This window comes from Aeromonas fluvialis, from assembly GCF_000819885.1.
Lineage (GTDB): Bacteria > Pseudomonadota > Gammaproteobacteria > Enterobacterales > Aeromonadaceae > Aeromonas > Aeromonas fluvialis.
In genome coordinates this window covers 1-24,341 of record NZ_CDBO01000032.1, presented here as the reverse complement: position 1 = coordinate 24,341, position 24,341 = coordinate 1, and the positions used below count along the sequence as shown (strand labels likewise).

General features: G+C 53.5%; 23 protein-coding genes and 1 CRISPR repeat array. Of the genes, 16 read left to right on the top strand and 7 right to left on the bottom strand.

The genetic code is table 11. The features are described 5' to 3' along the window. Positions 1-216: 216 nt before the first annotated feature. A complete protein-coding gene (locus tag BN1125_RS06705; RefSeq protein ID WP_042011367.1) occupies positions 217-558 on the top strand; it encodes a hypothetical protein in 342 nt (113 codons plus the stop codon). A gap of 201 nt (positions 559-759) precedes the next feature. Here the strand turns inward: BN1125_RS06705 and BN1125_RS06700 are convergent, their stop codons facing one another. Continuing rightward, complete coding sequence (locus tag BN1125_RS06700; RefSeq protein WP_042011366.1) at positions 760-1,659, bottom strand: dihydrodipicolinate synthase family protein; 900 nt, start codon at positions 1,657-1,659, stop codon at positions 760-762. Between the two features lie 239 nt (positions 1,660-1,898). On the opposite strand from BN1125_RS06700, the gene BN1125_RS06695 reads away from it, so the two are divergent. The 7 genes from BN1125_RS06695 (at position 1,899) to BN1125_RS18490 (ending at position 8,323) form a co-directional block, all read left to right on the top strand. Beyond that, positions 1,899-2,801, top strand: coding sequence for a MurR/RpiR family transcriptional regulator (locus BN1125_RS06695; protein ID WP_231554881.1), 903 nt, complete (start codon positions 1,899-1,901; stop codon positions 2,799-2,801). Between the two features lie 291 nt (positions 2,802-3,092). After that, positions 3,093-3,815 carry an N-acetylmannosamine-6-phosphate 2-epimerase gene (locus BN1125_RS06690; RefSeq protein ID WP_244268475.1) on the top strand — a complete coding sequence of 241 codons (723 nt, stop codon included), beginning with the start codon at positions 3,093-3,095 and terminating at the stop codon, positions 3,813-3,815. Continuing rightward, on the top strand, positions 3,812-4,714 hold the full coding sequence (locus tag BN1125_RS06685; RefSeq protein WP_042011364.1) for an N-acetylmannosamine kinase: 903 nt from the start codon (positions 3,812-3,814) through the stop codon (positions 4,712-4,714). The genes BN1125_RS06690 and BN1125_RS06685 overlap by 4 nt, the downstream gene beginning before the upstream one ends. Positions 4,715-4,758: 44 nt before the next feature. After that, positions 4,759-6,240 (top strand): sodium:solute symporter family protein, encoded by a 1,482-nt coding sequence (locus tag BN1125_RS06680; protein ID WP_042011363.1) that lies wholly within the window; start codon positions 4,759-4,761, stop codon positions 6,238-6,240. Positions 6,241-6,379: 139 nt separating this feature from the next. Then, positions 6,380-6,850: an N-acetylneuraminate anomerase gene (nanQ, locus tag BN1125_RS06675; protein WP_021229602.1), complete on the top strand. Its 471-nt coding sequence runs from the start codon at positions 6,380-6,382 to the stop codon at positions 6,848-6,850. 85 nt (positions 6,851-6,935) lie between these two features. Continuing rightward, entirely contained in the window at positions 6,936-7,916 is a 981-nt protein-coding gene (locus tag BN1125_RS06670) for an IS5-like element IS5 family transposase (protein WP_042011362.1), read from the top strand. Between the two features lie 176 nt (positions 7,917-8,092). After that, positions 8,093-8,323 carry a hypothetical protein gene (locus BN1125_RS18490; protein WP_208854227.1) on the top strand — a complete coding sequence of 77 codons (231 nt, stop codon included), beginning with the start codon at positions 8,093-8,095 and terminating at the stop codon, positions 8,321-8,323. Positions 8,324-8,711: 388 nt separating this feature from the next. On the opposite strand, the gene umuC is transcribed toward BN1125_RS18490, so the two are convergent. Both umuC and umuD read right to left on the bottom strand, forming a co-directional pair. Beyond that, complete coding sequence (gene umuC, locus BN1125_RS06665) at positions 8,712-9,971, bottom strand: translesion error-prone DNA polymerase V subunit UmuC (protein ID WP_042011361.1); 1,260 nt, start codon at positions 9,969-9,971, stop codon at positions 8,712-8,714. Next, positions 9,952-10,395 carry a translesion error-prone DNA polymerase V autoproteolytic subunit gene (umuD, locus tag BN1125_RS06660; protein WP_024945037.1) on the bottom strand — a complete coding sequence of 148 codons (444 nt, stop codon included), beginning with the start codon at positions 10,393-10,395 and terminating at the stop codon, positions 9,952-9,954. The genes umuC and umuD overlap by 20 nt, the downstream gene beginning before the upstream one ends. 85 nt (positions 10,396-10,480) lie before the next feature. On the opposite strand from umuD, the gene BN1125_RS18485 reads away from it, so the two are divergent. After that, positions 10,481-10,738: a DUF3283 family protein gene (locus BN1125_RS18485; protein WP_244268474.1), complete on the top strand. Its 258-nt coding sequence runs from the start codon at positions 10,481-10,483 to the stop codon at positions 10,736-10,738. A gap of 5 nt (positions 10,739-10,743) precedes the next feature. Here the strand turns inward: BN1125_RS18485 and BN1125_RS06650 are convergent, their stop codons facing one another. Continuing rightward, positions 10,744-11,661, bottom strand: a complete 918-nt coding sequence (locus tag BN1125_RS06650) for a BrxR family helix-turn-helix transcriptional regulator (protein ID WP_042011359.1) — start codon at positions 11,659-11,661, stop codon at positions 10,744-10,746. A 181-nt stretch (positions 11,662-11,842) separates the two neighbouring features. On the opposite strand from BN1125_RS06650, the gene BN1125_RS06645 reads away from it, so the two are divergent. Genes BN1125_RS06645 through cas2 form a run of 7 tightly spaced genes read left to right on the top strand, consistent with a single transcriptional unit; the run spans position 11,843 to position 20,155 of the window. Then, positions 11,843-14,347, top strand: a complete 2,505-nt coding sequence (locus BN1125_RS06645; protein WP_052446092.1) for a CRISPR-associated helicase/endonuclease Cas3 — start codon at positions 11,843-11,845, stop codon at positions 14,345-14,347. Next, entirely contained in the window at positions 14,337-15,065 is a 729-nt protein-coding gene (cas5c, locus tag BN1125_RS06640) for a type I-C CRISPR-associated protein Cas5c (RefSeq protein WP_042011357.1), read from the top strand. The genes BN1125_RS06645 and cas5c overlap by 11 nt, the downstream gene beginning before the upstream one ends. Beyond that, entirely contained in the window at positions 15,062-17,287 is a 2,226-nt protein-coding gene (gene cas8c / locus BN1125_RS06635) for a type I-C CRISPR-associated protein Cas8c/Csd1 (RefSeq protein ID WP_052446088.1), read from the top strand. Before cas5c ends, cas8c begins: the two co-directional genes overlap by 4 nt. A 15-nt stretch (positions 17,288-17,302) precedes the next feature. Next, positions 17,303-18,151, top strand: coding sequence for a type I-C CRISPR-associated protein Cas7/Csd2 (gene cas7c / locus BN1125_RS06630; RefSeq protein WP_042011356.1), 849 nt, complete (start codon positions 17,303-17,305; stop codon positions 18,149-18,151). Between the two features lie 37 nt (positions 18,152-18,188). Further along, entirely contained in the window at positions 18,189-18,818 is a 630-nt protein-coding gene (gene cas4, locus BN1125_RS06625; protein WP_042011355.1) for a CRISPR-associated protein Cas4, read from the top strand. Beyond that, positions 18,815-19,849 carry a type I-C CRISPR-associated endonuclease Cas1c gene (gene cas1c / locus BN1125_RS06620; RefSeq protein WP_042011354.1) on the top strand — a complete coding sequence of 345 codons (1,035 nt, stop codon included), beginning with the start codon at positions 18,815-18,817 and terminating at the stop codon, positions 19,847-19,849. Before cas4 ends, cas1c begins: the two co-directional genes overlap by 4 nt. 12 nt (positions 19,850-19,861) lie before the next feature. After that, positions 19,862-20,155, top strand: a complete 294-nt coding sequence (gene cas2 / locus BN1125_RS06615) for a CRISPR-associated endonuclease Cas2 (RefSeq protein ID WP_042011353.1) — start codon at positions 19,862-19,864, stop codon at positions 20,153-20,155. 176 nt (positions 20,156-20,331) lie between these two features. Continuing rightward, positions 20,332-22,547: a CRISPR direct-repeat array (repeat unit 32 nt; unit sequence GTCGCGCCCCCCGCGGGCGCGTGGATTGAAAC). Positions 22,548-22,759: 212 nt separating this feature from the next. Here cas2 and radC read toward each other — a convergent pair. The 3 genes from radC to BN1125_RS06600 form a co-directional block, all read right to left on the bottom strand. Continuing rightward, positions 22,760-23,260, bottom strand: a complete 501-nt coding sequence (gene radC / locus BN1125_RS06610; RefSeq protein WP_042011352.1) for a RadC family protein — start codon at positions 23,258-23,260, stop codon at positions 22,760-22,762. A 228-nt stretch (positions 23,261-23,488) separates the two neighbouring features. Continuing rightward, complete coding sequence (locus tag BN1125_RS06605) at positions 23,489-23,896, bottom strand: type IV toxin-antitoxin system YeeU family antitoxin (protein WP_084202272.1); 408 nt, start codon at positions 23,894-23,896, stop codon at positions 23,489-23,491. A gap of 2 nt (positions 23,897-23,898) precedes the next feature. Continuing rightward, the gene (locus BN1125_RS06600) at positions 23,899-24,213 is read right to left on the bottom strand and encodes a hypothetical protein (protein ID WP_042011351.1); all 315 of its coding nucleotides are present in this window, start codon (positions 24,211-24,213) and stop codon (positions 23,899-23,901) included. Between the last annotated feature and the right edge of the window lie 128 nt (positions 24,214-24,341).

Sequence of the window (24,341 nt, the reverse complement as noted above, 5' to 3'; positions counted from 1 at the left end):
TTGGAAGGGCTACAAAGCAATAGCGGCAGATCTGAAACAGATTTGCCAGCCTGCGACGGAACGTGAGACTCAGCAAGCGGCCTTTGGTAAGCGCGGGGATAGCCAGTACCCGTAGATAGAGCTTTCCTAGCCTGGTAACTGGGACAATCAGGTCTCGTTATTCGATTATCTCCCGCTATCCAGATCCTCCATCGGATGGGGGGCTTATGGTAGACGGTGATCAAGGCACGGAAGGAGCACTATTATCGGCAGCTAAGTCAGGCTGATAGTCGCAGTGATTGTACCGAGTTCATCCTCTTTTTACTGGAAGCGCAGCGCGATGCGCTGGCTCAAGCGATTGCGATTCAACCAGCAGCAGTATCACCTCATCAGGAAAAAATGCGGGTAGAAACGAAGGTTGAAACGCAGGCAGAAAGGCGGGTCAAAACACCGCAGGCCATCTTGGCGGAACTGGCGGCTGAGCCGACCATAACGCTCAAGCAAGTCGCGATGTGGATTGGCAAGTCGACCAGTACAGTCCCCTTGGCCAAGCCACGTCGTGATTGGCATGGGGAATAAATTCAGCGAGTGACTCAAACTAGACTGCATTGCAGGTATGAAGGAAGTCGGGAGTCTGTACGATATGCATAAAAAATCCGAAACCAATTGATTGGTTCGGATTTTTACATGCCCAACGGATCGAACTATGGGCTATTAATTGACAAATATTGTGATCATAGCCCTTTGGTGGGGTTCGCCTAAGTCTTTGTGGGCGTTTGCTTAGTGCTGAAGTAAAAACTTGGCGTTACGCATCCTTTCTGCAACGATTTCTTTTTGTTGTACGGTCAGTGCGCGTAGTGGCAGTCGTGGGTCGCCGGCATCAATGTCATGCAGAGCCATCGCAGCCTTTCCGGCGGCCACACCACCAAACTCCACCAATACGCGGATCAGTTCGATCACGCTATTCATACCGCGGTAAACTGCGTCGTGATTGCCATTTTGGTAGTCTTCGATAATTTGCAGGAAGTGTGGCGCTGCGTAGTTATAGGTACTGCCTACTGCACTGGTTGCACCCACAGCTAAGGCGCCAGGTAAGTGCTCATCTACACCGAATGGAATATCAAACTTGCCGCCGCATGCGCGTAGGCAACGTTGGTATTCGTACAAGTCAGGGCTGTTAAACTTCAAGCCCGACAGGTTAGGAATACGCGCATCGGCTTTGATTAGGAACTGCTCCATGTCGAAGTTCACACCAGACATTCCTGAGTGGTAGTAGTAGAAACCTTTAGACGGCGCAACTGCCGCAACGGTTGCACAGTAGGTGACCAAGTCATCCAGTGAACTTGGCTTGAAGAAGCAAGGGCCAATCACCGAGGTGGCAAAAATATCTAGGGTTTCAGCGTGGCGGGTCAGCTCCAACGTATCGACAATGCTCAGAGCACCAGTATGGACAATCAACTTCAGTTGACCTTGGGCTGCACTGACCCAACGCTCGGCAATGGCTTTACGTTCTGCAACCGAGCAGTGGATCCCTTCGCCGGTGGTACCGCATATATAGGCGCCACGCACACCGTCACGGATCAGGTGGGCGGCAATTTTGTCGATGTTGGCGAAGTTCACGTTGCCGTTGGCATCAAACGGGGTGTGCGGGGCGGCAATCAGTCCAGAGAGTTTTTCCATCGTTAAGAGCTCCGTGAAGTAAAACTTCACATAATTTTTTTGATTTGGAGTTTTGATGTTATGGAGTAAAACTTCATCGTGCAATCACTATTCGCCAAAAGAGCTAGGCAGATGTACAAAATGTGATTGGGATAACACCCTCTTTCACGAGGTTGTTTTGCGGTAAATTGAGATCGAACTCATTCTTATCATTGGAGCTTTACTTCACAAGAACAGCTTGAAATGTAAGAATAATATCAATGACTTATGTAGATGATGTGGAGCAGTTTATGGTCGCCAAGCACTTGCCAATAAAAACAGGAAAAGTACTAGATATGATGGGAAGCATGCTTGAAAGCATGACCCCATCTGCTCGTCGTATTGCCGACTTTGTGCAACAGAATGCTGAAGAGGTGACCAAGCTCTCAATTGCCGAGTTGTCACATAAAGTTGATGCTGGCGACGCAACGATTATCCGATTTTGCCGTCTGCTCGGATTTAAAGGTTTTCAGGATTTTAAGATGGACTTGGCCATCGAGCTCTCTTCCTTGCATCAGAATGATCGTTCGATTCTAGATACTGATATTGCTCCGCACGATAACGTGGAGCTGATTGGGCAAAAGCTGCAGCAGGGTATTCATAATGTTCTGTCGGAAACGCTGAATCTACTTAGTTTTCAGACAATGGAAACTGTGGCGAACCAGCTCCGCGAGGCCCGCGGGATTTACATTTTTGGTGTCGGCTCATCTGGGATCACCGCAGAAGAGGCGAAAAATAAATTCATGAGGATCGGATTAAATGTGGATGCGCTGACCAATAACCACTTCATGTACATGAAAGCTACACTGTTACAGCCCTGTGATCTTGCCATCGGGATCAGTCATTCAGGCTCCTCGGTGGAAACCATCAAGGCGTTACGATTGGCCAAAGAGGCAGGCGCTTATACGGTTGCATTGACCCATAACCCGAAATCCACTCTTTGTGAGTATGCTGACGCGGTGCTATTGAACGGTAACAGACAAGGGCAGATGCAAGGTGACTCCATTGGTACCAAGATTGCGCAGTTGTATGTACTGGATTTGCTCTATACCCTTCTGGTTAAAGACGATATAAGTGCTTCAATTGACAAGAAACAGCGTACGACACGTGCGCTGGATATTTGAGCCTCTCTGATACAGTGTTGTGATGCAGTAGTAAGTAAGCGCCGAAGCAAGTTTATGGCGCTTGCTGACATCGAGCTAACTGCTATTACTGTTGTCTGGTATTTCCCTTCTTTGGCTGTTTTCTCTGGCCTGTTTCACGTTCCATTTTGGGCTAAAAATCCAACCGCTATCTCATTTTTATGCCTAAGGTAGGCAAAAAATGAGGCGTAGATCTCCATTGTTGGTGTTGTTGTTTGAAGTTTAACTCCAATGTCAGTAGATTGAATTAAAACTTCACTACAGAATGAATTCTTGGAGTTAAACTTTATGTTAGTTTGTGCATACTCCGTTTTAGCCCACTTGAAGACTGGTTTTGTCTCCTCCTGCCAGCCTATTGATGACGGTCCAATGGACTCGCCAGCAATTATTGCTGCTATGGCACAGGCTTCTATTGCTGGAGGGGCTGTGGCTGTTCGTATTGAGGGCGTTGAGAACGTTCAGGCGGCGCGGACACTAGTCTCTGCTCCAATTATCGGTATTGTTAAACGTGATTTGACTGATTCTCCTGTGCGAATCACTCCGTATCTGGACGATGTGCAGGCCTTAGCAGAGGCTGGTGCTGACATTATTGCTATTGACGCAACGGCACGTCTGCGTCCGGTTAGCGTCGAGGTGCTGGTAGAGGCGATCCATGACGCTGGTTGTATTGCGATGGCGGATTGCTCCGACTATGCCGAGGGCATTGCCGCATTCCATCTGGGTGTGGAAATCATCGGTACGACCATGTCCGGTTATGTCGGCCCGGTAACGCCGGCAGAGCCGGATCTGGCGTTGGTCACTGCGCTTAAGCAAGCAGGGTGCTTTGTTATGGCGGAAGGGCGCTATAACAACCCACAACTGGCGGCACAGGCTATTTTGGCCGGTGCAGATTGTGTCACTGTTGGTTCGGCGATCACGCGTATCGAGCATATTTGCGGCTGGTTTGCCGAAGCGGTGGAAGGGGCGAAACGCGAATGTCACGGAGCCGTAGCATGACTATCTGTCTGGCTGTTGATATTGGCGGCACCAAGCTGGCGGCTGCTTTGATTGAAATGGACTCGGCATCCCAGCCGCGCATGATTGTACGTCATCTGGCCGAGACGCGTTCGTCTGGCAATCCACAGCTACTCATTGCCACATTGGCCGAACTGCTCGAACCGTTGGCAGCATCTGCAAATTACGTGGCAGTAGCGTCTACCGGAATTATCGATCACGGCATCTTGACCGCACTGAATCCGCAAAATTTGGGCGGGCTGGATCGGTTCCCTCTGCACAAAGTGATCGCTCAGATTACCGATCTTCCCGTTTACCTCATCAATGATGCGCAGGCTGCGGCTTGGGCTGAATATCTGGCGTACGAGCAGTTATTTGCCGATCTGGCATTTATTACAGTGTCGACGGGGGTGGGCACCGGATTAGTACTCAACCATCAGCTGCTCACAGGGCCGCGTGGCATTGCCGGACACTCCGGTCACATGCTTGCTGACCCCAATGGTCCCCTGTGTGGTTGTGGTCGTCGTGGTTGTGTAGAGGCGATTGCCTCAGGGCGTGCGATTGCTGCTGCCGGGCAAGCCGTGTTTGGTGACAAGTGCAGTGGCATGCAGGTTTATCAGCATTATTTGCAAGGTGATGCCCAAGCGACAGCCATTATCCAACGCTCCGCTGACGCGGTCGCTGAGTTAATCGCCAACCTCACTATTACCCTTGATCTCGATGCAATTATTATCGGAGGAGGGGTCGGGTTGGCTGAAAATTATATCGGGTTAGTGGAGCAGGCGTTGGGGAAAATGCCTGCCTTGTATCGACCAAAATTATTCCCCGCGCGTTGCCATACCGATGCCGGTTTGCTCGGCGTTGCTCAGTGGGCGGCAACGATCAGCAAGGAAAAACAATAACCTACCCTTTAACCATCTACACTACAAAGAACAGAGGAATATTCATGGAGACGCATCCGTTTGGTACGCTGAACTATCTGGTTCTTGCCGGCTATCTTGCGATAATTATGCTAGTCGGTGTGTATTTTGCTAAGCGCCAAAAATCAGCGGACGATTATTTTAAAGCTGGCGGACGTATTCCTGGCTGGGCAGCTGGGGTTAGCGTGTTTGCCACTACGCTGAGTTCGATTACGTTCATGTCTATTCCGGCGAAAGCCTATACCGGTGATTGGACATTTCTGATTGGTCAGTACATTACAATTGCAATCCTGCCATTCGTATTTATGTACTATATTCCGTTTTTCAGAAAGTTGAATCTTACTTCGGCATATGAGTATTTGGAGAAACGATTTGATATCCGAATGCGGCTATTTGCCAGTATTTCTTTTATGCTTTTTCATGTTGGCAGAATTGCTATCATAACTTATTTGACCGCGCTTGCTCTGATGCCATTTGTAGATATGGACCCGTTGATGATCGTCTTCCTGATTGGGGTCTTGTGTATTATATACACTTTCCTCGGTGGTATTGAAGGGGTTATCTGGACTGACGTTATTCAGGGGATTATGCTATCTGGAGCTGCGGTATTAATCTTCATCATGATCTGCTTCAAAGTCGATGGCGGCATCACTGAAATATTTGCGGTATCTGCAGCCGCAGATAAATATTTCCCGGCAAGCCAAATGAGTTGGAGTTGGACCAATAGCACAGTACCGGTACTGATGCTCGGCTTTTTTTTCACTAGTTTACAACAGTTCACAGCCAGCCAAGACGTAGTACAGCGTTATATCGTGACTGAGTCAGTTGAAGAGACTAAAAAAGCACTGATCACCAATGCTAAACTAGTAGCTTGTATTCCGGTCTTCTTCTTTGCCATTGGGGCTGCGTTGTATGCTTACTATGGCCAGCATCCTGAGCTGTTACCAACGAATTTTAACACTGGTGGTATTCTGCCTTTCTTCATTATCACAGATATGCCTGCCGGTCTGGCCGGATTGATTATAGCCGCGATCTTTGCTGCGTCCCAATCCAGCATATCAAGTAGTCTGAACAGTATCTCGGCCTGCTATTCATCAGATATTTACAGTCGTTTTGGTAAAGCTAAATCGTCGGAACAGAACCTGAAAAGTGGCCGTACTGTGACCGTTATTGCGGGTGTGCTGGGGGTATTGGCCTCCACTTATCTGATTATGTCCAACGAAAGTGAATTATGGGATGCGTTCAACAGTTTGTTAGGCCTGATGGGTGGTCCAATGACCGGTCTGTTTATGCTGGGGATTTTTGTCCGTAGCGCAAATGCAAACAGCGCATTAGTTGGAGTGATTGCAGCGGTAGCTTCTGTTTTGTTGGTTCGATCATTCACTGACCTGAACTTTTTCTTCTACGGCGCGATAGGTACCATGATGGTGGTTTTTGTTGGATATATTACTGCACCGTTGTTCAAGAATTTTAAGCGACCTGAGAATGTGGAAGCCTTGTCTTTATAGAACTGACTAATTGAGAGCTTACTCTTTCTCTTTGTAATGTTTGATTTTCTTCTGGTCCGCTAACACATATTGATAACGGACCAGGACCTCCCACTTTCCATTTTAAAGGTCAAATGCCCTACAGCTCCGGAGTTAGATTATGATTTTAGGAAATATCCATCAGCCGCAGACATACTCTTATTTATCGCCGATATTAAAACAGGCTATTAGCTATTTAAAGCAAACCGATATGTACAATCTACCGGTAGGACGTTACGAGCTGGAAAAGGAGTTGCTGTATGTTAACGTGATGGAGTTTGATACGAATTTTTCTGAGCAAAAACAGGCAGAAGTACATCGTGAATACATTGATATTCAGTTCCTTATCAGTGGGCAAGAGCGCATTTTTTTTGGGCTGGAAAATACTACAAACCCTGTTTTTAAAGAGTACGATGAAATCAATGATTATTATCTCGTATCTTCGATTTCCTGTGAATCTGAATTGCTATTGTCACCTGGTATGTTTGCAATATTTTTTCCGGAGCAACCACATAAACCGGGATGCTGCATTGAGACTCCAATGTCGCTCAAAAAAGCAGTAATGAAAATGCATAAATCGTTATTAGTTTAATAAAGCTATTCTGTTAGGGAAGGTGCGAACAAGTCCCTGATATGAGATCATGTTTGTCATCTGGAGCCATGGAACAGGGTTCATCATGAGTCATCAACTTACCTTCGCCGACAGTGAATTCAGCAGTAAGCGCCGTCAGACCAGAAAAGAGATTTTCTTGTCCCGCATGGAGCAGATTCTGCCATGGCAAAACATGGTGGAAGTCATCGAGCCGTTTTACCCCAAGGCTGGTAGTGGCCGGCGACCTTATCCGCTGGAAACCATGCTACGCATTCACTGCATGCAGCATTGGTACAACCTGAGCGATGGCGCGATGGAAGATGCTCTGTACGAAATCGCCTCCATGCGTCTGTTTGCCCGGTTATCCCTGGATAGCGCCTTGCCGGACCGCACCACCATCATGAATTTCCGCCACCTGCTGGAGCAGCATCAACTGGCCCGCCAATTGTTCAAGACCATCAATCGCTGGCTGGCCGAAGCAGGCGTCATGATGACTCAAGGCACCTTGGTCGATGCCACCATCATTGAGGCACCCAGCTCGACCAAGAACAAAGAGCAGCAACGCGATCCGGAGATGCATCAGACCAAGAAAGGCAATCAGTGGCACTTTGGCATGAAGGCCCACATTGGTGTCGATGCCAAGAGTGGCCTGACCCACAGCCTAGTCACCACCGCGGCCAACGAGCATGACCTCAATCAGCTGGGTAATCTGCTGCATGGAGAGGAGCAATTTGTCTCAGCCGATGCCGGCTACCAAGGGGCGCCACAGCGCGAGGAGCTGGCCGAGGTGGATGTGGACTGGCTGATCGCCGAGCGCCCCGGCAAGGTAAGAACCTTGAAACAGCATCCACGCAAGAACAAAACGGCCATCAACATCGAATACATGAAAGCCAGCATCCGGGCCAAGGTGGAGCACCCATTTCGCATCATCAAGCGACAGTTCGGCTTCGTGAAAGCCAGATACAAGGGGTTGCTGAAAAACGATAACCAACTGGCGATGTTATTCACGCTGGCCAACCTGTTTCGGGCGGACCAAATGATACGTCAGTGGGAGAGATCTCACTAAAAACTGGGAATAACGCCTTAAATGGCGAAGAAACGGTCTAAATAGGCTGATTCAAGGCATTTACGGGAGAAAAAATCGGCTCAAACATGAAGAAATGAAATGACTGAGTCAGCCGAGAAGAATTTCCCCGCTTATTCGCACCTTCCCTAATGTCTGGCCCACAGGGTAATGCAGCAGTGAGTTCTGATCGAAATGATTTAGCCATTTGGAGTGCAATTGATGATGGCGCGGGTAACTATAATTTCACCAAGAGAACTCAATTACGAGATGGTTATAGTTCCTATTCAGATCTTGTAAAACTTGAAAAGCAAGGAGCTAATGGTAACGAGGATATAGGTGTTATATATGAGGCCTCTCCAAGTACTGAAATTAGGTTTATGGTACTCGATATAAATGAAATTGAGTGACTTGATATTTTTGTCTTTAGTAATTTAGATACATACACAACGTATTGTGATAGAGCTAAAAGAACCTCTCATTTGACACCAGTGTGAAGCTGGTGTCCTTTTTATTTATATCATATTGATTTGTGTACAGCTTCTACAGCCTGATTAGGATTCTGCTTCACCAATCTATTTAATCTGTGCTCATTGTCGCTTGATACAGGCTTTATGTCATTGGCACAGCGGTAATGTAGCTATCTATCTAGGTGAGCAGTCAGTGTATATGGCACCCTCGGTGAATCAGGTGCCCCGACTGAACTGAGGATGCGTTTATGGCAAGCGACTGTTTTGAGCTACAGCAACCTAGTGTCATCACTTGGGTTGACCAAACCGCAGGCCAGCGAGCTCAGGACTACCTCGCCACTGGCAGATCTTCCCAGCGAGTGGTGTAACAGGGGCTCAGGTGCTCTTGTCGCATCATCCACTCAGGCGACCCCGTGCCTTGGCTGGCAAAGCCTACGCGCCCCAATCCCTTGGCTTTGATCTGATCCATCACGGCCATCAGCGCATCTGATTGAGCGGAGGACGGGGCAAACAGATCTGCCTGTTGCTGCCCCTTGGGGGTGAACTCACTCAGCATGACGCCCCCCTTCTGATAGAGGTAACCGCCGCGCCAAATCTGCAGTAGCAGCACGTTCACTTGCTGCAGCAGTAACCGGGTATCATCGCTAGGGCAGACCAGCCGGACGCCAGCCTGCTCACTGTAGTAAGGGGCTCGTTCATCAAAGGGGCTGGTTCGCACGAACAGGTGCACCCGCTGGCAACACATCCCCTCGGCCCGCAGCTTCTCGGCTGCGCGAGCCATAAAGCCTGACAACGCTTGAGCCATTTCCCCACGGTCAGTTACGCGATCCCCAAAGGAACGGCTCGAGAGGATCTGCTGCTTCGCCGCCGGTTCAACGGTCAGCTCCGCGCAAGGCAGGCCACGCAGCTCCTGTACGATCCGCTCGACCACCACGCCGTATTGGGCGCGTAACCCTTTGGCGTCGCTAGCCACCAGGTCAGCAACGGTGTTGATGCCTTGTGCCACCAACTTGGCTCCCAAGCGCCGCCCTATGCCCCATACCTCATCCACCGGGGTGATAGCCATCAGCCGGGCACGGCGCAGCTCGTCACGCAAGTCCACAACGCCGCCAGTGGCAGGCCACTTCTTGGCTGCATAGTTAGCCAGCTTGGCGAGGGTCTTGGTGGGGCCGATCCCAACCCCTACCGTTAGGCCGGTCCACTGCCACACTCGCTGCCGGATCTGTTGCCCATAGGCTGTCAGGTCCCCGGCAAACGACTCCGACAGTGACAGAAATGCTTCATCGATGGAGTAGACCTCCAGCTCGGGGGCCATGGTCTCCAACGTGCTCATCACCCTGCCAGACATATCGCCATAGAGCGCGTAGTTGGAGCTGAATGCCACACCGCCATGCGCCTCGAACTGCTCGCGGATCTTGAAGTAGGGCCCAGCCATCTTGATACCCATCGCCTTGGCTTCGGGGCTGCGCGACACCACGCATCCATCGTTGTTGGAGAGCACCACGATCGGGCGGCCACGCAGCTCAGGGCGAAACAGCCGCTCACAGCTGGCGTAGAAGTTGTTTACATCAACGAGCGCTATAGCCATCACGCTGCCTCAAATTGCCAATCACATGGGTGACCACTCCGAACAACTCCAGAGAGAGGCTCATGCAAGGGTCGATAGGCGCGAACGCCGGATTGGCTGGCAACAGCCGCAACCTCGGCTTGAGCTGCAAGGTCTTTACCGTGAAGCCGCCATCGAGTAGTGCAATCACCACATCACCATGGCGCGGGGTGAGGCTCTTATCGACCACCAGCAAGTCACCGGGAAAGATGCCGACCCCGGTCATGCTCTCCCCCTCGGCACGCAGATAGAAGGTTGCTGCAGGATGCGGCACGCAGTGGGTGTTGAGGTCCAACTTCCCTTCCAGATAGTCGCTGGCTGGGCTGGGAAAGCCGCAAGAGGCGCGGTGCAAGAACAGCGGGATGGTCACCTCGGCGGGTGATGGGTCTGGGGTTAACAGCTTCATGGCAAAACACCTGTATTTACATACAGCCATTATAGCGCGCCACCTTTGAACCAGTGCAAGTCCCGCATGCCACTGATGGCGCACCATGGCGCCAGCAAATAACAAAAAAGTCAGTATTGGTCACCATCTGTGTGCCTTACCGAAAGAGCAGCAAGAACGGGTCGAGGTCGAGAAGGCAGCCGCATATGCGGTATGGAAGGAGCGCAACGGTCACTTGGCCAGCGCAGAAAGCGAAGCGAACCAGCATAAGGGTGAGCTGGGCAGCTATTTTCTCGAGCAAGTAGGTAGATACAAACGGGGCTATCCTTCCTGTAGTCATGTTTTTATTCTGGGAACACCCTAAGTCCCTTAACTCTCGCGCAAATCCGGGCTTCGGAGCTTGAAGATGCAGCCCTTGGCTACCAACTCGCCCCGGTTTGCCAGCACCAGCGGGTAGAGCAGCGGATGCTGTTCGTGATCGCCGTTATAGCTCACCTGCATGCGCTCCAGCACGTAATGCATCAAAGGGATGCGCTGGTTGAGCAGCAGCTTGCCATCTGGCATGGCATAGTCACTGGCAATGATGGCCTGTTGTCCTGCGCTGAGGGTTGGATTGGGTATGACCACCGCAGTGACCTGGGTGTTCCACTCAAGATCCTGATCCCGGCCGTGAGGGGAGGTATCCAGTAGCTCAGGTTCCCCACGAAACCGACTCATCACAAAATCCAGATACCCCCCTTTCTTCTCGCAGTAAGCGCGAACGTGCCAGCGGATCCCGTCATAGACCAAGGTATGGGGCACGATATTGCGGCCGCTCTGCTCCTCTGAGCTGAGGGATACGTAATCGACATCGACCCGCAACTGACCGCGAGCCGCTTGCACCAGACCCCGCACAATCTTGGGGTCGATATGACGGTTGGGTACATCCAAGATCTCGATATGGCCGTAGCGCAAATCCATCAGCGGCAGGGTCAACAGCCCCGCTTCATGTTGGCGTTGGTGCTGCTTTTCACGGTGCAGCAGCATCAGGTATTCGTCCACCTTGCCTTCACTAAAGCGGGGCACAAATTGCGCGGTAGGTTTGTACCCTTTCAGGCGTCGGTCATAGACCAGCCCCTCAGGGGCGTAGTCACTCATATAGCGATTGATGTCTCGCGAGGCTTGCTGGCGGCCGATATTGAAGGCGGTTGTCAGGTGATTGGTGGTCAGCCGTCCTTCCCATTGCAACACGATCTCCAACAGGCGAAAGCGCAGGGTTTGATCCCAGGTGAGTTCGTTGGCGGGCATATGTGCTCCAAAATGCGACATGTGCATTTATACACCCGTTTAGGATGTAATGAATACTCTGTATGATGGCTTCACTAGAAACTTGTTTTTTTTAATCAACGGCTTCAGCAACGAGTAGTTATTTGTAGATCATGAGGATCCCATGCATAGCGAGCAATCCCTTTTTAACAAGAGGCAGTCAATGGATCCTCTGACTGTTAAACCAGCGATGGCTCATTACCGAAAGCGTGACAATACAACGCATTTGGTCGGTGAACATCTGCAGAGCGTGGGGTTACTAGCTGCCGGATTTGCCGGGAAGTTGAATATTGCTCTGGCAGGTGAGTTGATTGGGTTATTGCATGACATTGGCAAGTACAGCCAAGAGTTTCAGGATTATATCCAATCCGCACTTGGTCTAGTGAATTGTGACGAAGATGACTATGTGGATGCTGATGCCCAGCGTGGCAAAGTAGATCACTCTAGCGCAGGAGCGCAGTACATTTGGCGAGCTTTGTCCGAAAGGGGGGGGCTGGAGTCCCTCTTTGCTCAAGTACTTGCCCTTTGCGTGGCATCGCATCACTCCGGCCTGATTGATTGCTTGGATGTGGGAGGTGAAGACAACTTCTCCCGTCGAATGAACAAGGCTAAGGACAAGACACACCTGGATGAAGTGTGTCGCGCCGCTGATACCGAGATCATGGCGCGGATCGATGAACTGCTGGGTATGCCCGAACTGTTTACAGAACTGCGCAACAGCATCGGCAACATCTTTGCCAAAAACCGTGAGCCCCACAAAGGGAAGCTCCGAAACGCCCACCAACAAATCGGGCTGGCAGTGCGCTACCTGTTCAGTTGCCTGATCGACGCAGACCGGATAGACACCGCCGATTTCGAACACCAGCGAGTCAAACTGTTCCGTCCGAACGGCGACTACGCCAAATGGCCAGCGTTGATTACTCGGTTGGAACGCAAGCTCTCGGCCATGTTACCCACACGGCCTATCGACCATTTGCGCAGGGACATTTCGCAGCACTGCCTTGATGCCGCAACACGGCCCGGCGGTACCTATACGCTGACCGTTCCAACGGGTGGTGGCAAAACGCTAGCCAGCCTGCGTTTTGCGCTCCATCACGCACAACAGCGCAAGCTTGATCGGATTATCTATGTTATCCCCTTCACATCGATCATCGAGCAGAATGCGCAAGTCGTCCGTGACATCCTTGAACCTGCAGATGCACCGGAAGATCACGGGAAAATAGTGCTGGAACATCACAGCAGCGTCACGCCTGAGCAACAGACTTGGCGCGAAAAGATCCTGTGTGAGAACTGGGACGCCCCCGTGGTTTACACCACCATGGTGCAACTTCTGGAGACCTTGTTCGGGGCTGGAACCCGTGGCGCCCGGCGCATGCACCAGCTCGCCAATACGGTGCTGATCTTCGATGAAGTGCAGACCCTGCCCATCAAATGCACCCACCTATTCAATAACGCCATCAACTTTCTTACCGAACAGTGCAATAGCACCGTTGTGCTTTGCACCGCCACGCAACCATTGCTTCACAAGGTGGCTGCGGAAAAAGGCGCGATCCGGCTGGCGGCACAGCACGAAATCATGCCGGATGTGCACAAGCTCTTTGCCGATCTGAAGCGCGTCGATGTGCGCGACCAACGTAAACCGGGTGGCTGGAGCGTGGCTGAGGTAGCACAGCTCGCGCTGGATGAGCTGAGGCGTGCAGGCAGCAGCCTTGTCATCGTTAATACCAAGCGGGCCGCGCAAGCAGTCTTCGAGCTCTGCCACACACAGCTAGAGCAGGGACAGGCTTTCCATCTCAGCACCGATATGTGCCCGGCCCATCGTAAGGATGAGCTTGCCAACGTTCGGGCTCGTCTGGCGGAAGGCTTACCGACCCTGTGCGTCAGCACGCAACTGATCGAGGCGGGCGTGGATGTCGATTTTGGTGTGGTCATCCGCTATCTCGCAGGTCTGGATTCCATTGCGCAAGCGGCCGGCCGCTGCAATCGAAATGGTCGGCCAGAGCCAGGTATTGTCCATATCGTCAATCCTCGACCCGAAGACGAAAAACTGACCTGGTTGCCGGACATTGCCAAGGGGCGCGACGTCGCATTGCGGCTGCTGGATGACTATGCCGTTGTCCCCGCACGTTACGCCGACAACCTGTTCGGGCCTGTGGCACTGAGCGACTTCTATCAGTACTACTTTTTCGAGCGTCAGAAAGAAATGGACTACTGTGTCTCGGCCTCGGCACTGGGGCGTGATGACACCATCGCTAACCTGTTGGCTGAAAACTCGGGAGCCGATGCCGACTGCCGTCGCAAATATGGAAAAACGCCTGAGCGTATGCTGAATCAGTCTTTCATGGCGGCAGCGAAAGCCTTCAAGGCCATCGACGCCCCAACTCAAGGTGTCATTGTGCCCTATGGCCCGGAAGGCACAGATATCATCGCGAAGTTGCATGCATCTTTTGATGTGGAATTGGATGTGCCGCTGCTACGCCGTGCTCAGCAATTTACGGTCAATGTCTTTCCCAATGTGTTTGAGCAACTCGTGAAAGTTGGTGCCGTTCATTCGGCTGACCCTAACAAACAGGCCCGTTTCCTGACCCTTGATCCTCGTTATTACAGCCCGCAGTTCGGGATCTCAACCGAACCCGTATCCATGATGGAGACGATCTATGTCGACTGAGCATCGCAACAGTATTGAGTTCAGGGTGTGGGGGCGTTATGCCCTTTTCACTGATCCGCTCACCAAAGTGGGTGGCGAGAAGTTTTCGTATCAGGTGCCGACGTATGAAGCACTGAAAGGTATCTGTAAATCCATCTACTGGAAACCGACGTTGGTCTGGGTCATTGATGAGATTCGCGTGATGAAGCGCATCCGAACCCAAACCAAGGGCACTAAGCCGCAGGAGTACAGTGGCGGGAATACGCTGGCGATCTACACCTTTTTGGCCGATGTGGAGTATCAAGTTCGCGCCCATTTCGAATGGAATACTGCGCGCCCTGAACTCGAAGCCGACCGCAACGAGCACAAGCACCACAACATCGCCCGACGCATGCTGGAGCGCGGCGGTCGGCAGGATATTTTCCTCGGCACTCGTGACTGCCAGGGCTATGTCGAACCCTGTGAATTTGGATCGGGAGCCAGTGAACTAGATAGTGCTGACGAGTTGGCGTTGGGCCTGATGTTTCATGGTTTCGACTACCCCGACGAAGTCGGTGGTGATGCGCTCCATGCGCGCTTCGCCCGTATCGTGATGCGTGACGGCGTGATCCGCTTCGACCGGCCTGAGCAATGTTCCGTTAGAAAGCGGGTGCGCGCGATGAGTGTGAAAACTTTCGGGCTGAGTGACACCGTGCGCGCTGCCGATGACGAATGGGCCGAGCTGGAGGGGCAAGCATGAGGTGGATTCAGAAGCTGTATGAAACTTACGAAGCCTGCCATTCGCTTGATGAAGACCCAAGAAAAAGGCCATGGCCTGTCTCGCACTTTGTAAAACAAGCACATATTGAAATTGTCCTGGATGGGGACGGCAACTTTCGCAAGGGACGAACACGCAAGCTGGAGTGGGATGAAGCGGCAACGCTGATCCCGGCTACAGAAAAATCAGCTGGTCGAACCGCTGGTGTCGCCCCCCATCCTTTGTGCGAAGAAGTCGGCTACATGGCAATGGATTTGCCGGAGCAAGCGCATCTTCAGGGCATCAAGAACTACGTCCAGTTGCTGGAAGACTTTTGCACGTCGGTTCCTGGGCAATCATTCACCAAGGCGCACGGAAAGCTGAAAGAGCTGGCCTTGTCATACAAGCAATGGTTGGGCTTGGCAGGTTCGAATGGGAATAGTGAAGAGGCCGAGCCAGACGACGAAGATGAAGACGATGAGAAGGCACCGAAAGTCGCTGATCTGCAGAAAGCGCTAGAGCGGCTGAGAAGTGAAGGCCTACTGCCAGAGTATTTGCAGGCGGTGCCAGACATCCTCACCAAGCAGAATTTGAGGTATGCAAAAAAGCACGTCGAGTATTTCAGGCTGCTTGAGGAATGGTGCGCGTCGAGTTTCAAGCACCCGAAAGCCGCTTCGATACTGTGCTATCTGAAGAAAGGACGCCTTTGGTCGGATCTCTCGTCCGAAGGGATTTTCCCGCTGAGTATCAAGAACAGCAGCGGAGCGAAGACAAAAGTTGAGGATGACAAGGTTTTTGTTCGGTGGCGTATAGAAACTCCGGGGGATGATGCTTCCGGGACATGGGACGACAAAACCTTGATTGAGGCTTGGGCAAAGTTTGATGAGGCCAAGAACAGTCGCTTGGGCTTGTGTGTAGCGACAGGGGTGCCGACACGCTTGGCGCAAAATCACCCTCGGTTTCTGCGCTACCCCGGAGACGGAGCGAAGCTCATATCTGCCAATGACTTTAGCGGCCTGACCTTCAAAGGCCGCTTCACCGACGACAAGGCTGATTACGAGAAACAGGTTTGCAGCGTCGGGTTCGAAGTAAGCCAGAAGGCCCACAACGCACTACGCTGGCTTATTGCACGGCAAGGCTACAAGAACCGCGCAGCTGATTTGGCGGTGGTGAGTTGGGCGGTTTCCGGCCAGCCCATTCCCGACCCATGTGCCAGTTCGTTTGATCTTTTCAGCGATGAGCTGCCTGAGGCACCCCAAGAGTTCAAAGGCTTCTCCGATTCGGGGCAGTTGTTTGCCTTACGGCTCGCTCGTGCGATTGCTGGCTATGGCGCGAAACTGAAGCCAGAAGCAGACGTCATGGTCATGGGGGTCGATTCTGCGACGCCAGGGCGCATGGCCATTACCTACTACCGCGAACTGAAGGGTTCAGAGTTCTTGGGGCGTATTGAAGACTGGCATGCGAAATGTGCGTGGCCGCAGAACTTCGGCGCGGATGAGAAGTTTATAGGTGCACCATCGCCACGCGACATTGCCATTGCGGCGTTCGGGCGCTGGGATGACGTTCAGCGAAAGACGATCATCGATGAAAAGATACTGAAATCGACGGTAGAGCGTTTGCTCCCATGCATTGTCGACGGACAAGAAATGCCGCGTGATGTTGTCGAATCAGTTTTTCAGCGTGCCATTAACAGGATCGGTTTCAAGAAGAGTGAGTCAGGCTACGAAGGCCAATGGGAAAAGACCCTTGGCATCGCCTGCGCTTTGTTCAAGGGATATCACAAAGAGAGGGGCTACCAAATGGAATTGGAGAAGGATCGAAAAACTCGCGACTATCTGTACGGACAATTGCTGGCTATTGCCGACAGCATTGAGAGCTACGCCTTGCGTTTGACGGAAGAGGGTAAGAAGCGCGACACCACTGCAGCGCGATTCATGCAGCGCTTTGCGGCGCGTCCGTTCTCAACCTGGACGACGATTGAGTTGGCCTTAACTCCCTATATGGCGCGTCTAAAAGCGGGCAGTGACAAATCTGCGGGGTTTCTTGCCAAGCGTAAGAAGCTGCTGGATGAAGTAGTGGCTTTGCTTGACACAATTCCAGAACGCACCAGTGACACGCCACTGACAGGCGAGTTTCTGCTTGGGTTTCATTCCCAGCGCCACAGTTTCTGGAGCAAGGGCGAAGTGGCCGAATCCGAAGAACAACTCACCGAAGAAAGCGTATAAGCCTAGGAGGCCAACATGAACACATTACAAAACAAGATCGATTTCGCCCTCGTCCTGCGTGTGAAGAATGCCAATCCCAATGGTGATCCGCTCAATGGCAATCGCCCGCGCACCGATTACGGTGGCTTTGGTGAGATCACCGATGTTTGTATCAAACGCAAGTTGCGTGATCGGCTGCAGGAGGCTGGTCAATCCATCTTTGTGCAATCTGATGATCGCAAAACGGATGACGAAACCAGTCTGCGTAATCGTGCCGAGTCCAGTCTGAATGGTTTGGGTAAAGACAACTGGAACCCGAAAAAAACCAAGAAGGACGACGCAGCCAAGAAGGCTTGTGCCAAGTGGTTCGATGTGCGCGCCTTCGGCCAGGTTTTTGCCTTTGGCAAAGAAGCAGATGCGAGTGGCGTCTCCATCCCTATTCGTGGCCCGGTAACGGTGCAATCTGCATTTAGTAAAGAACCGGTCAGCATCACCAGTACTCAGATCACCAAGAGCGTGAATGGTGAAGGCGATGGCAGCAAGCGTAGTTCTGACACCATGGGCATGAAGCATCGCGTCGATGGTACGAGCATTTATGAGTGCTACGGCAGTATTAATCCGCAATTGGCTGAAAAAACCGGCTTCAGTGATGCAGATGCTGAAATATTCAAATCTGTACTGCCCCGGCTTTTCGAGAATGATGCCTCATCTGCACGGCCAGAAGGTAGCATGGAAGTCGTCAAGGTCATTTGGTGGAAACACAATTGTAAAGCAGGCCAATACTCCTCGGCTAAGGTACATCGTTCTCTGATGGTTAATGCAGAAGGTGACATTTCTGTCGAATCCCTTGACGGCTTGATGCCGGAAATTATCGAAGGCTTTTGATTGTCATTGCCTTGGATGATCACTGTTGGTGAAAACGATGGACGATCCCCGCCTGATCCCACTTTCGGCATTGCAGCATTATGCGTTTTGCCCAAGGCAATGTGCCCTGATTCATAACGGTCAAGTTTGGGCCGAAAACTGGCTGACAGCACAAGGGCAGTTGCTGCATCAGCGCGTGGATCAGGGCGAGCCGGAAACGCGCAAGGGCGTGCGTTATGAGCGTGGGGTACTGGTCAGTGCCCTCCGCCTTGGTCTGACCGGCAAGCTTGATCTGCTGGAAAAGGATCTGGTCAGCGGGGAGCTGCTGCCTGTGGAATACAAGCGTGGCAAACCCAAGAGCCATGATGCCGATGCTATCCAGTTGTGTGCCCAGGCGCTGTGTCTGGAGGAGATGACCGGCCAGTCTATACAGCGGGGTGCGCTCTGGTACTGGCAGATACGGCGTCGAACGGAGGTGGCGCTGGATGCGGTATTGCGGGAGCGGACGCATCAGGTTATCGCGCAGGTCGCCCTATTGCTGAAATCGGGTGAGATCCCACATGTAAAACCGGGCAAGCACTGCCAGGCCTGTTCGTTGCGGGAGTGGTGTCAGCCGGAATATCAGGCAAGGGATCGCTCAGTGGCCTATGTAGCGGATCTATTCTCAATGCAGGAGGACGACGAGTGAAAAAATTGCAAAACAGTCTCTATATCACTCGTGATGGCGCCTATCTGCACAAGGAGCGGGAAACGCTGCTGGTGGAGCAGACGGTCGAGGGGCAACGCAAAAAATTGTTGCAGATACCCATTCATTCGGTGGGTAACATCTTTTGCTTTGGCAATGTGATGGTATCGCCGCAGTTGATGGGGTTTTGTGGTGAAAACGGCACACAACTGGCGTTTTACGATGCCTTTGGTCGTTTTCAGGCCCGGGTGGTGGGTAAACAAACCGGGAATGTCTTGCTACGGCGCGCCCAGTTTCGCCTCGCGGATTGTGGGGATAGTCGTGAAAACCATATTGCCCGCAACATTGTCGTGGCAAAGGTGCACTCCTCGCGGGTAGTGCTGCAACGGCATCTTCGAACGTATGGTTCAAATCCGGATGTCTCTGCAGCGGCGCATCGGTTACGGCAGATCGTAACCGAGTTGAAAAGCCAGAGCGATCCGGCGCGCATCCTGGGTTTTGAAGGGGAGGCAGCCCGCCATTATTTCGGGGTATTCAGTCAGCTGATCAACGCGCAAACGGGGTTCACTTTTGATGGCCGGACTCGGCGCCCTCCGAAGGATCCCGTCAATGCCATGTTGTCATTTATGTATTCCGTGCTTTCGAAAGAGATCAGTGGCGCGCTGCAGGGCGTGGGTCTGGATCCACAAGTGGGGTTCTTGCACGAAGAACGGCCGGGAAGGGATAGCCTGGCGTTGGACTTGCTGGAGGAGTTTCGAGCGCCGATAGTGGATCGATTGGTGTTGACCCTGATCAATCGTCAGCAGGTCAAGGTGGGTGATTTTACAACCGATATGCTGGGCGGAGTCGCCATGAAGGAAGATACCCGGCGGTTGTTGTTACAGAGCTGGCAAGCCAGAAAACAGGAAGAAGTTACCCATCCGTTCTTGGGTGAAAAAGTAGCCGTCGGCCTGCTGCCGCATGTGCAGGCCATGTTGCTTGCGCAACATCTGCGCGGTGATTTGGCGGAATATCCGCCCTATGTTCATCGGTGAGGTAGTACAGCCATGATGATATTGGTGACCTACGATGTTTCTCTGGAAGATCCTGACGGGCCTCGGCGTCTGCGCCATCTGGCAAAAATCTGTCTGGACTATGGTGTGCGCGTACAGTACTCGGTGTTTGAATGCGAAGTGGAACCAGATCAGTGGGTGCGGTTTCGGGATCAACTGTTAAAGACCTATGATCCGGATGTCGATAGCCTGCGTTTTTATCGTCTCGGAAAGGAGTGGCGCAGCAAGGTGGAGCATCATGGCGCCAAACCCGCCCTCGATATCTTCAAGAGTGACCTGATTATCTGAACGCCAACCGCTAGTGCTCATTAAAAATCCGGAAGATTGGCAATTTTTTAACTAATTGATAAATCGCGATATATTGAAAAGCAGCCTTTCGGGATCGACTATCTGTGATCCAACTGACATGGGTTGGCGCAGAATACCGTTTTCCGATAGGCTGTTTCTGTCTTTGCAAGAAGACTGTCGCGCCCCCCGCGGGCGCGTGGATTGAAACAGGTCGAGGAACTGGGCCTCGTTAATCCAAACAGTCGCGCCCCCCGCGGGCGCGTGGATTGAAACAGCCAGGAAGAGTCGCCACCCGCCAAGAAGGGGGGCGTCGCGCCCCCCGCGGGCGCGTGGATTGAAACCAGGCTGGCGCGGCTGGCAAAAGGGGTGACTTTAAGTCGCGCCCCCCGCGGGCGCGTGGATTGAAACTCTGCCTTGTTGACCTAGCTGACACGACCCCTGAGTCGCGCCCCCCGCGGGCGCGTGGATTGAAACCAATTCTCTCCTCCATAACAACGTGGTGCTCGAAGTCGCGCCCCCCGCGGGCGCGTGGATTGAAACCCACACAACAATCTTTGGTTTGGCAGCCTCGATTGTCGCGCCCCCCGCGGGCGCGTGGATTGAAACAAGCTGCATGATGCGCCCGAGCACACTATCCATCGTCGCGCCCCCCGCGGGCGCGTGGATTGAAACAGCTTTGACCAGCTGATTGCCCGCACCGTCGGGAGTCGCGCCCCCCGCGGGCGCGTGGATTGAAACTTCAACCAGCTGCAGCGCCAGGGGATGACCACCATGTCGCGCCCCCCGCGGGCGCGTGGATTGAAACGCAAAGTTTTTCCGATGCCAGCTAGTGATGTCACGTCGCGCCCCCCGCGGGCGCGTGGATTGAAACCTGCACTGCTGTCTGTTAGCGGTTGACGTTGCCGGTCGCGCCCCCCGCGGGCGCGTGGATTGAAACGCGTTCGCGGCGCTCGGCATCGAGGCGGGCCTGTGTCGCGCCCCCCGCGGGCGCGTGGATTGAAACAATACATGCTGCGCCACTGCGACCAAGGCATCTAGTCGCGCCCCCCGCGGGCGCGTGGATTGAAACAAGCTCTACCCCCTGCTGCCCAGTCGAAGCCTCGTCGCGCCCCCCGCGGGCGCGTGGATTGAAACATGCTCGAAGCGCTGGAGAAAAGCCACCCGCACCGTCGCGCCCCCCGCGGGCGCGTGGATTGAAACATGTTCGCCACGTCATTGGCGCATCCGGTGTAAGCGTCGCGCCCCCCGCGGGCGCGTGGATTGAAACAACACCGGGCGCCAGCGGCTGGCGTACTGCCATGGTCGCGCCCCCCGCGGGCGCGTGGATTGAAACATTTTGGCGGGCCTCTATCAGTCCGCTCACCCCGGTCGCGCCCCCCGCGGGCGCGTGGATTGAAACATGCCGATCCAGGATGGCGCGGTCATAGTGGGCCGTCGCGCCCCCCGCGGGCGCGTGGATTGAAACCGCTTTGTACTCTCCCCGGTGCTGGCCGCCCTGGTCGCGCCCCCCGCGGGCGCGTGGATTGAAACATTTGTGGCCTGCTGCTGGCAGAGCTGGCGAGCAGTCGCGCCCCCCGCGGGCGCGTGGATTGAAACAGCTCAAGAACCAGCTCGCGCTCAACAACCAGCAGTCGCGCCCCCCGCGGGCGCGTGGATTGAAACTCCCCCATCTGCGTCTCGTAGAAAAGTACAAGGCGTCGCGCCCCCCGCGGGCGCGTGGATTGAAACCACTCGGGTTCCAGCGGGCGAACCCGCACAGGGTAGGTCGCGCCCCCCGCGGGCGCGTGGATTGAAACACCAATCCCGACAAGCGCCAAAACGCCATCAAAAGTCGCGCCCCCCGCGGGCGCGTGGATTGAAACTGGCCATGGCGGGGTCCCCTATGCGGCGGTGGGCGTCGCGCCCCCCGCGGGCGCGTGGATTGAAACTAGCTATTGGTGCCGGACTAGATCCTCTGGAAGTGTCGCGCCCCCCGCGGGCGCGTGGATTGAAACAGCCATTGGCATATGGTTGGAAAGGTTGTAATTGGTCGCGCCCCCCGCGGGCGCGTGGATTGAAACACGCCGATATCCGTATTGCTCAGATGGCGATAGTCAGTCGCGCCCCCCGCGGGCGCGTGGATTGAAACCCAACCCAGCCAGCGAATGTAAGGAAGATGCTAAGTCGCGCCCCCCGGGGGCGCGTGGATTGAAACATCATCTCCTTGTGTTATTAATTCAAAGACCCTGGTCGCGCCCCCCGCGGGCGCGTGGATTGAAACTTGACAGTGAACTGGGTGCCCGCCAGGCCGATGAGTCGCGCCCCCCGCGGGCGCGTGGATTGAAACTTTGATTGCTCAATACAAATGGAGCAAAGGGAGTGTCGCGCCCCCCGCGGGCGCGTGGATTGAAACCGTGAACACCAGGGCGGCCCTGTTGGTATGATCACCAGGTCGCGCCCCCTGCCGGGCGCGTGGATTAATACTGGATGTGAGGCGGTGATGTGGTTAGATAGGATCTGGATATTCAAGGGGCCAATCTAGGATTATTGTTGCGCCTCACCTGAAAAAATAAAAAGAAAAGGGTTCAGCAAGGCCGAAGGATAGCTTGGCTGAGCCCTTATTCGTTAGGCAAGTACTCCTCTCTCTGCCAGCGACACGATGCCTTCGCCGCCCACAACCAGATGATCCAAGGTGCGGATATCCACCAGTGCCAAGGCGCTTTGCAATCGTTGGGTGATCTCGATATCCGCGCTACTGGGTTCCGGGTGGCCGGAGGGGTGGTTATGTACCAGCATCAGAGCAGCAGCATTGAGCGCCAACGCACGTTTAACAACTTCCCGTGGGTAGACGGAGGCACTGCTGAGCGTGCCGCGAAACAGTTCTTCATATCCCAGGATCCGATGCTGGTTATCCAAAAACAGCATGGCAAATACTTCGTGCTCCCTACTCTGCAATAGGGTTTGCAGTGCCTGTTGTGCCAAGTGTTGGTCGGTAATCGCGACCCCCTTGGCCAGTTTCTGACGGGCAATCTGGTTAGCGATAGTCAACAGGTCCTCTTCGTTAATCAGCTCAGTGACGAGATAGGTGCCGGGGATCTCCCCGGCGATCAGTTTGTGATGCAACATGATGGTGCTCCATACGCCATCGCCCCACCGCGTTGGCGCGGCAGGGTTGGAGAGGTATTTAGTGAAGGGGAAAACGCTGGGTTAGTTGGTGGTGTTCAGGCTGTTGGAGTGTTCTGGGCGTAGTTAGTCAGAGGCATGTGCTAATAGGTGATCAGAAGTTCTCTTAGTTGGGTGAGTCAGTAGTGAATCATAACCACGGTGTTAGTGTGGCCACCAGTGGATATGCGGTCACGCCTTGGCGCAGTGCGTTATGTCCGCGCTTATCGCGGGGTAAATCGCCACGTAGACATAGCCGTGGCTGCCAAGGGTATCGGCTTCGCAGGTGAACCCTTCGTGCTGGATAGTGATGCAGTGCTGACGCTGGGCATCTAGTTCACCGGTCAGCAGCTTGGCTTCCAGTGCCTTGATGAGCTCCGGGAAAGCCTGGTCGAGATTGGCTATCTGCACCTCACTCCATTCACCTATCAGACTGGCTCGATCGGATAGAAAATCGAGCCGGTAGCGACTCTGTATCAGACGAGCGCCAAAGCGTGGAGAGATATCACGCGGCAGACCCCAGCAAATGCTGGGGAGCGGTGTGAGAGTCTGTAGCTCTGGATAGTGCGTGGCAGAGTATGTGGGATGGGGTGTGGTCATGATTAGCGATACCTCAACAGGGTGTGGATGATAGTGCCAGGCACGTTGTGGCGCTGGCGTAGTCTGGTCAGGTGCTCTGGGAGGTCTGTCAGGTTTGTCAGTCGCCCTCGGTAGAGCCGGGAGAGGTTGACGTAGTCGGGGTGGCTCACGGTGATGGTCACCTGATGCCCTGGCTGCCAGCGGCCAAACAGGCGGGCTTTGGCCTCTTTGATGGTGGTGATGCCGGGAGCGGGTAACGTCTGCCGGTTACGCAGATGCAGTTTGTTGAGCTCGGGGGCATAGCGATGCACCTCGAGTCCGGTGATAAGACGGGTCATGTTCGGTGACTCCAATGATGCAAAGGGCCAGCCTGTGAGGGCTGGCCCTTTATGTTGTTTGTTGATGAGCGAGACAGTCGGGCGTCAACGAGCGCAGTCAGCCGTCTCATTGATAACCGGCTTGCAGT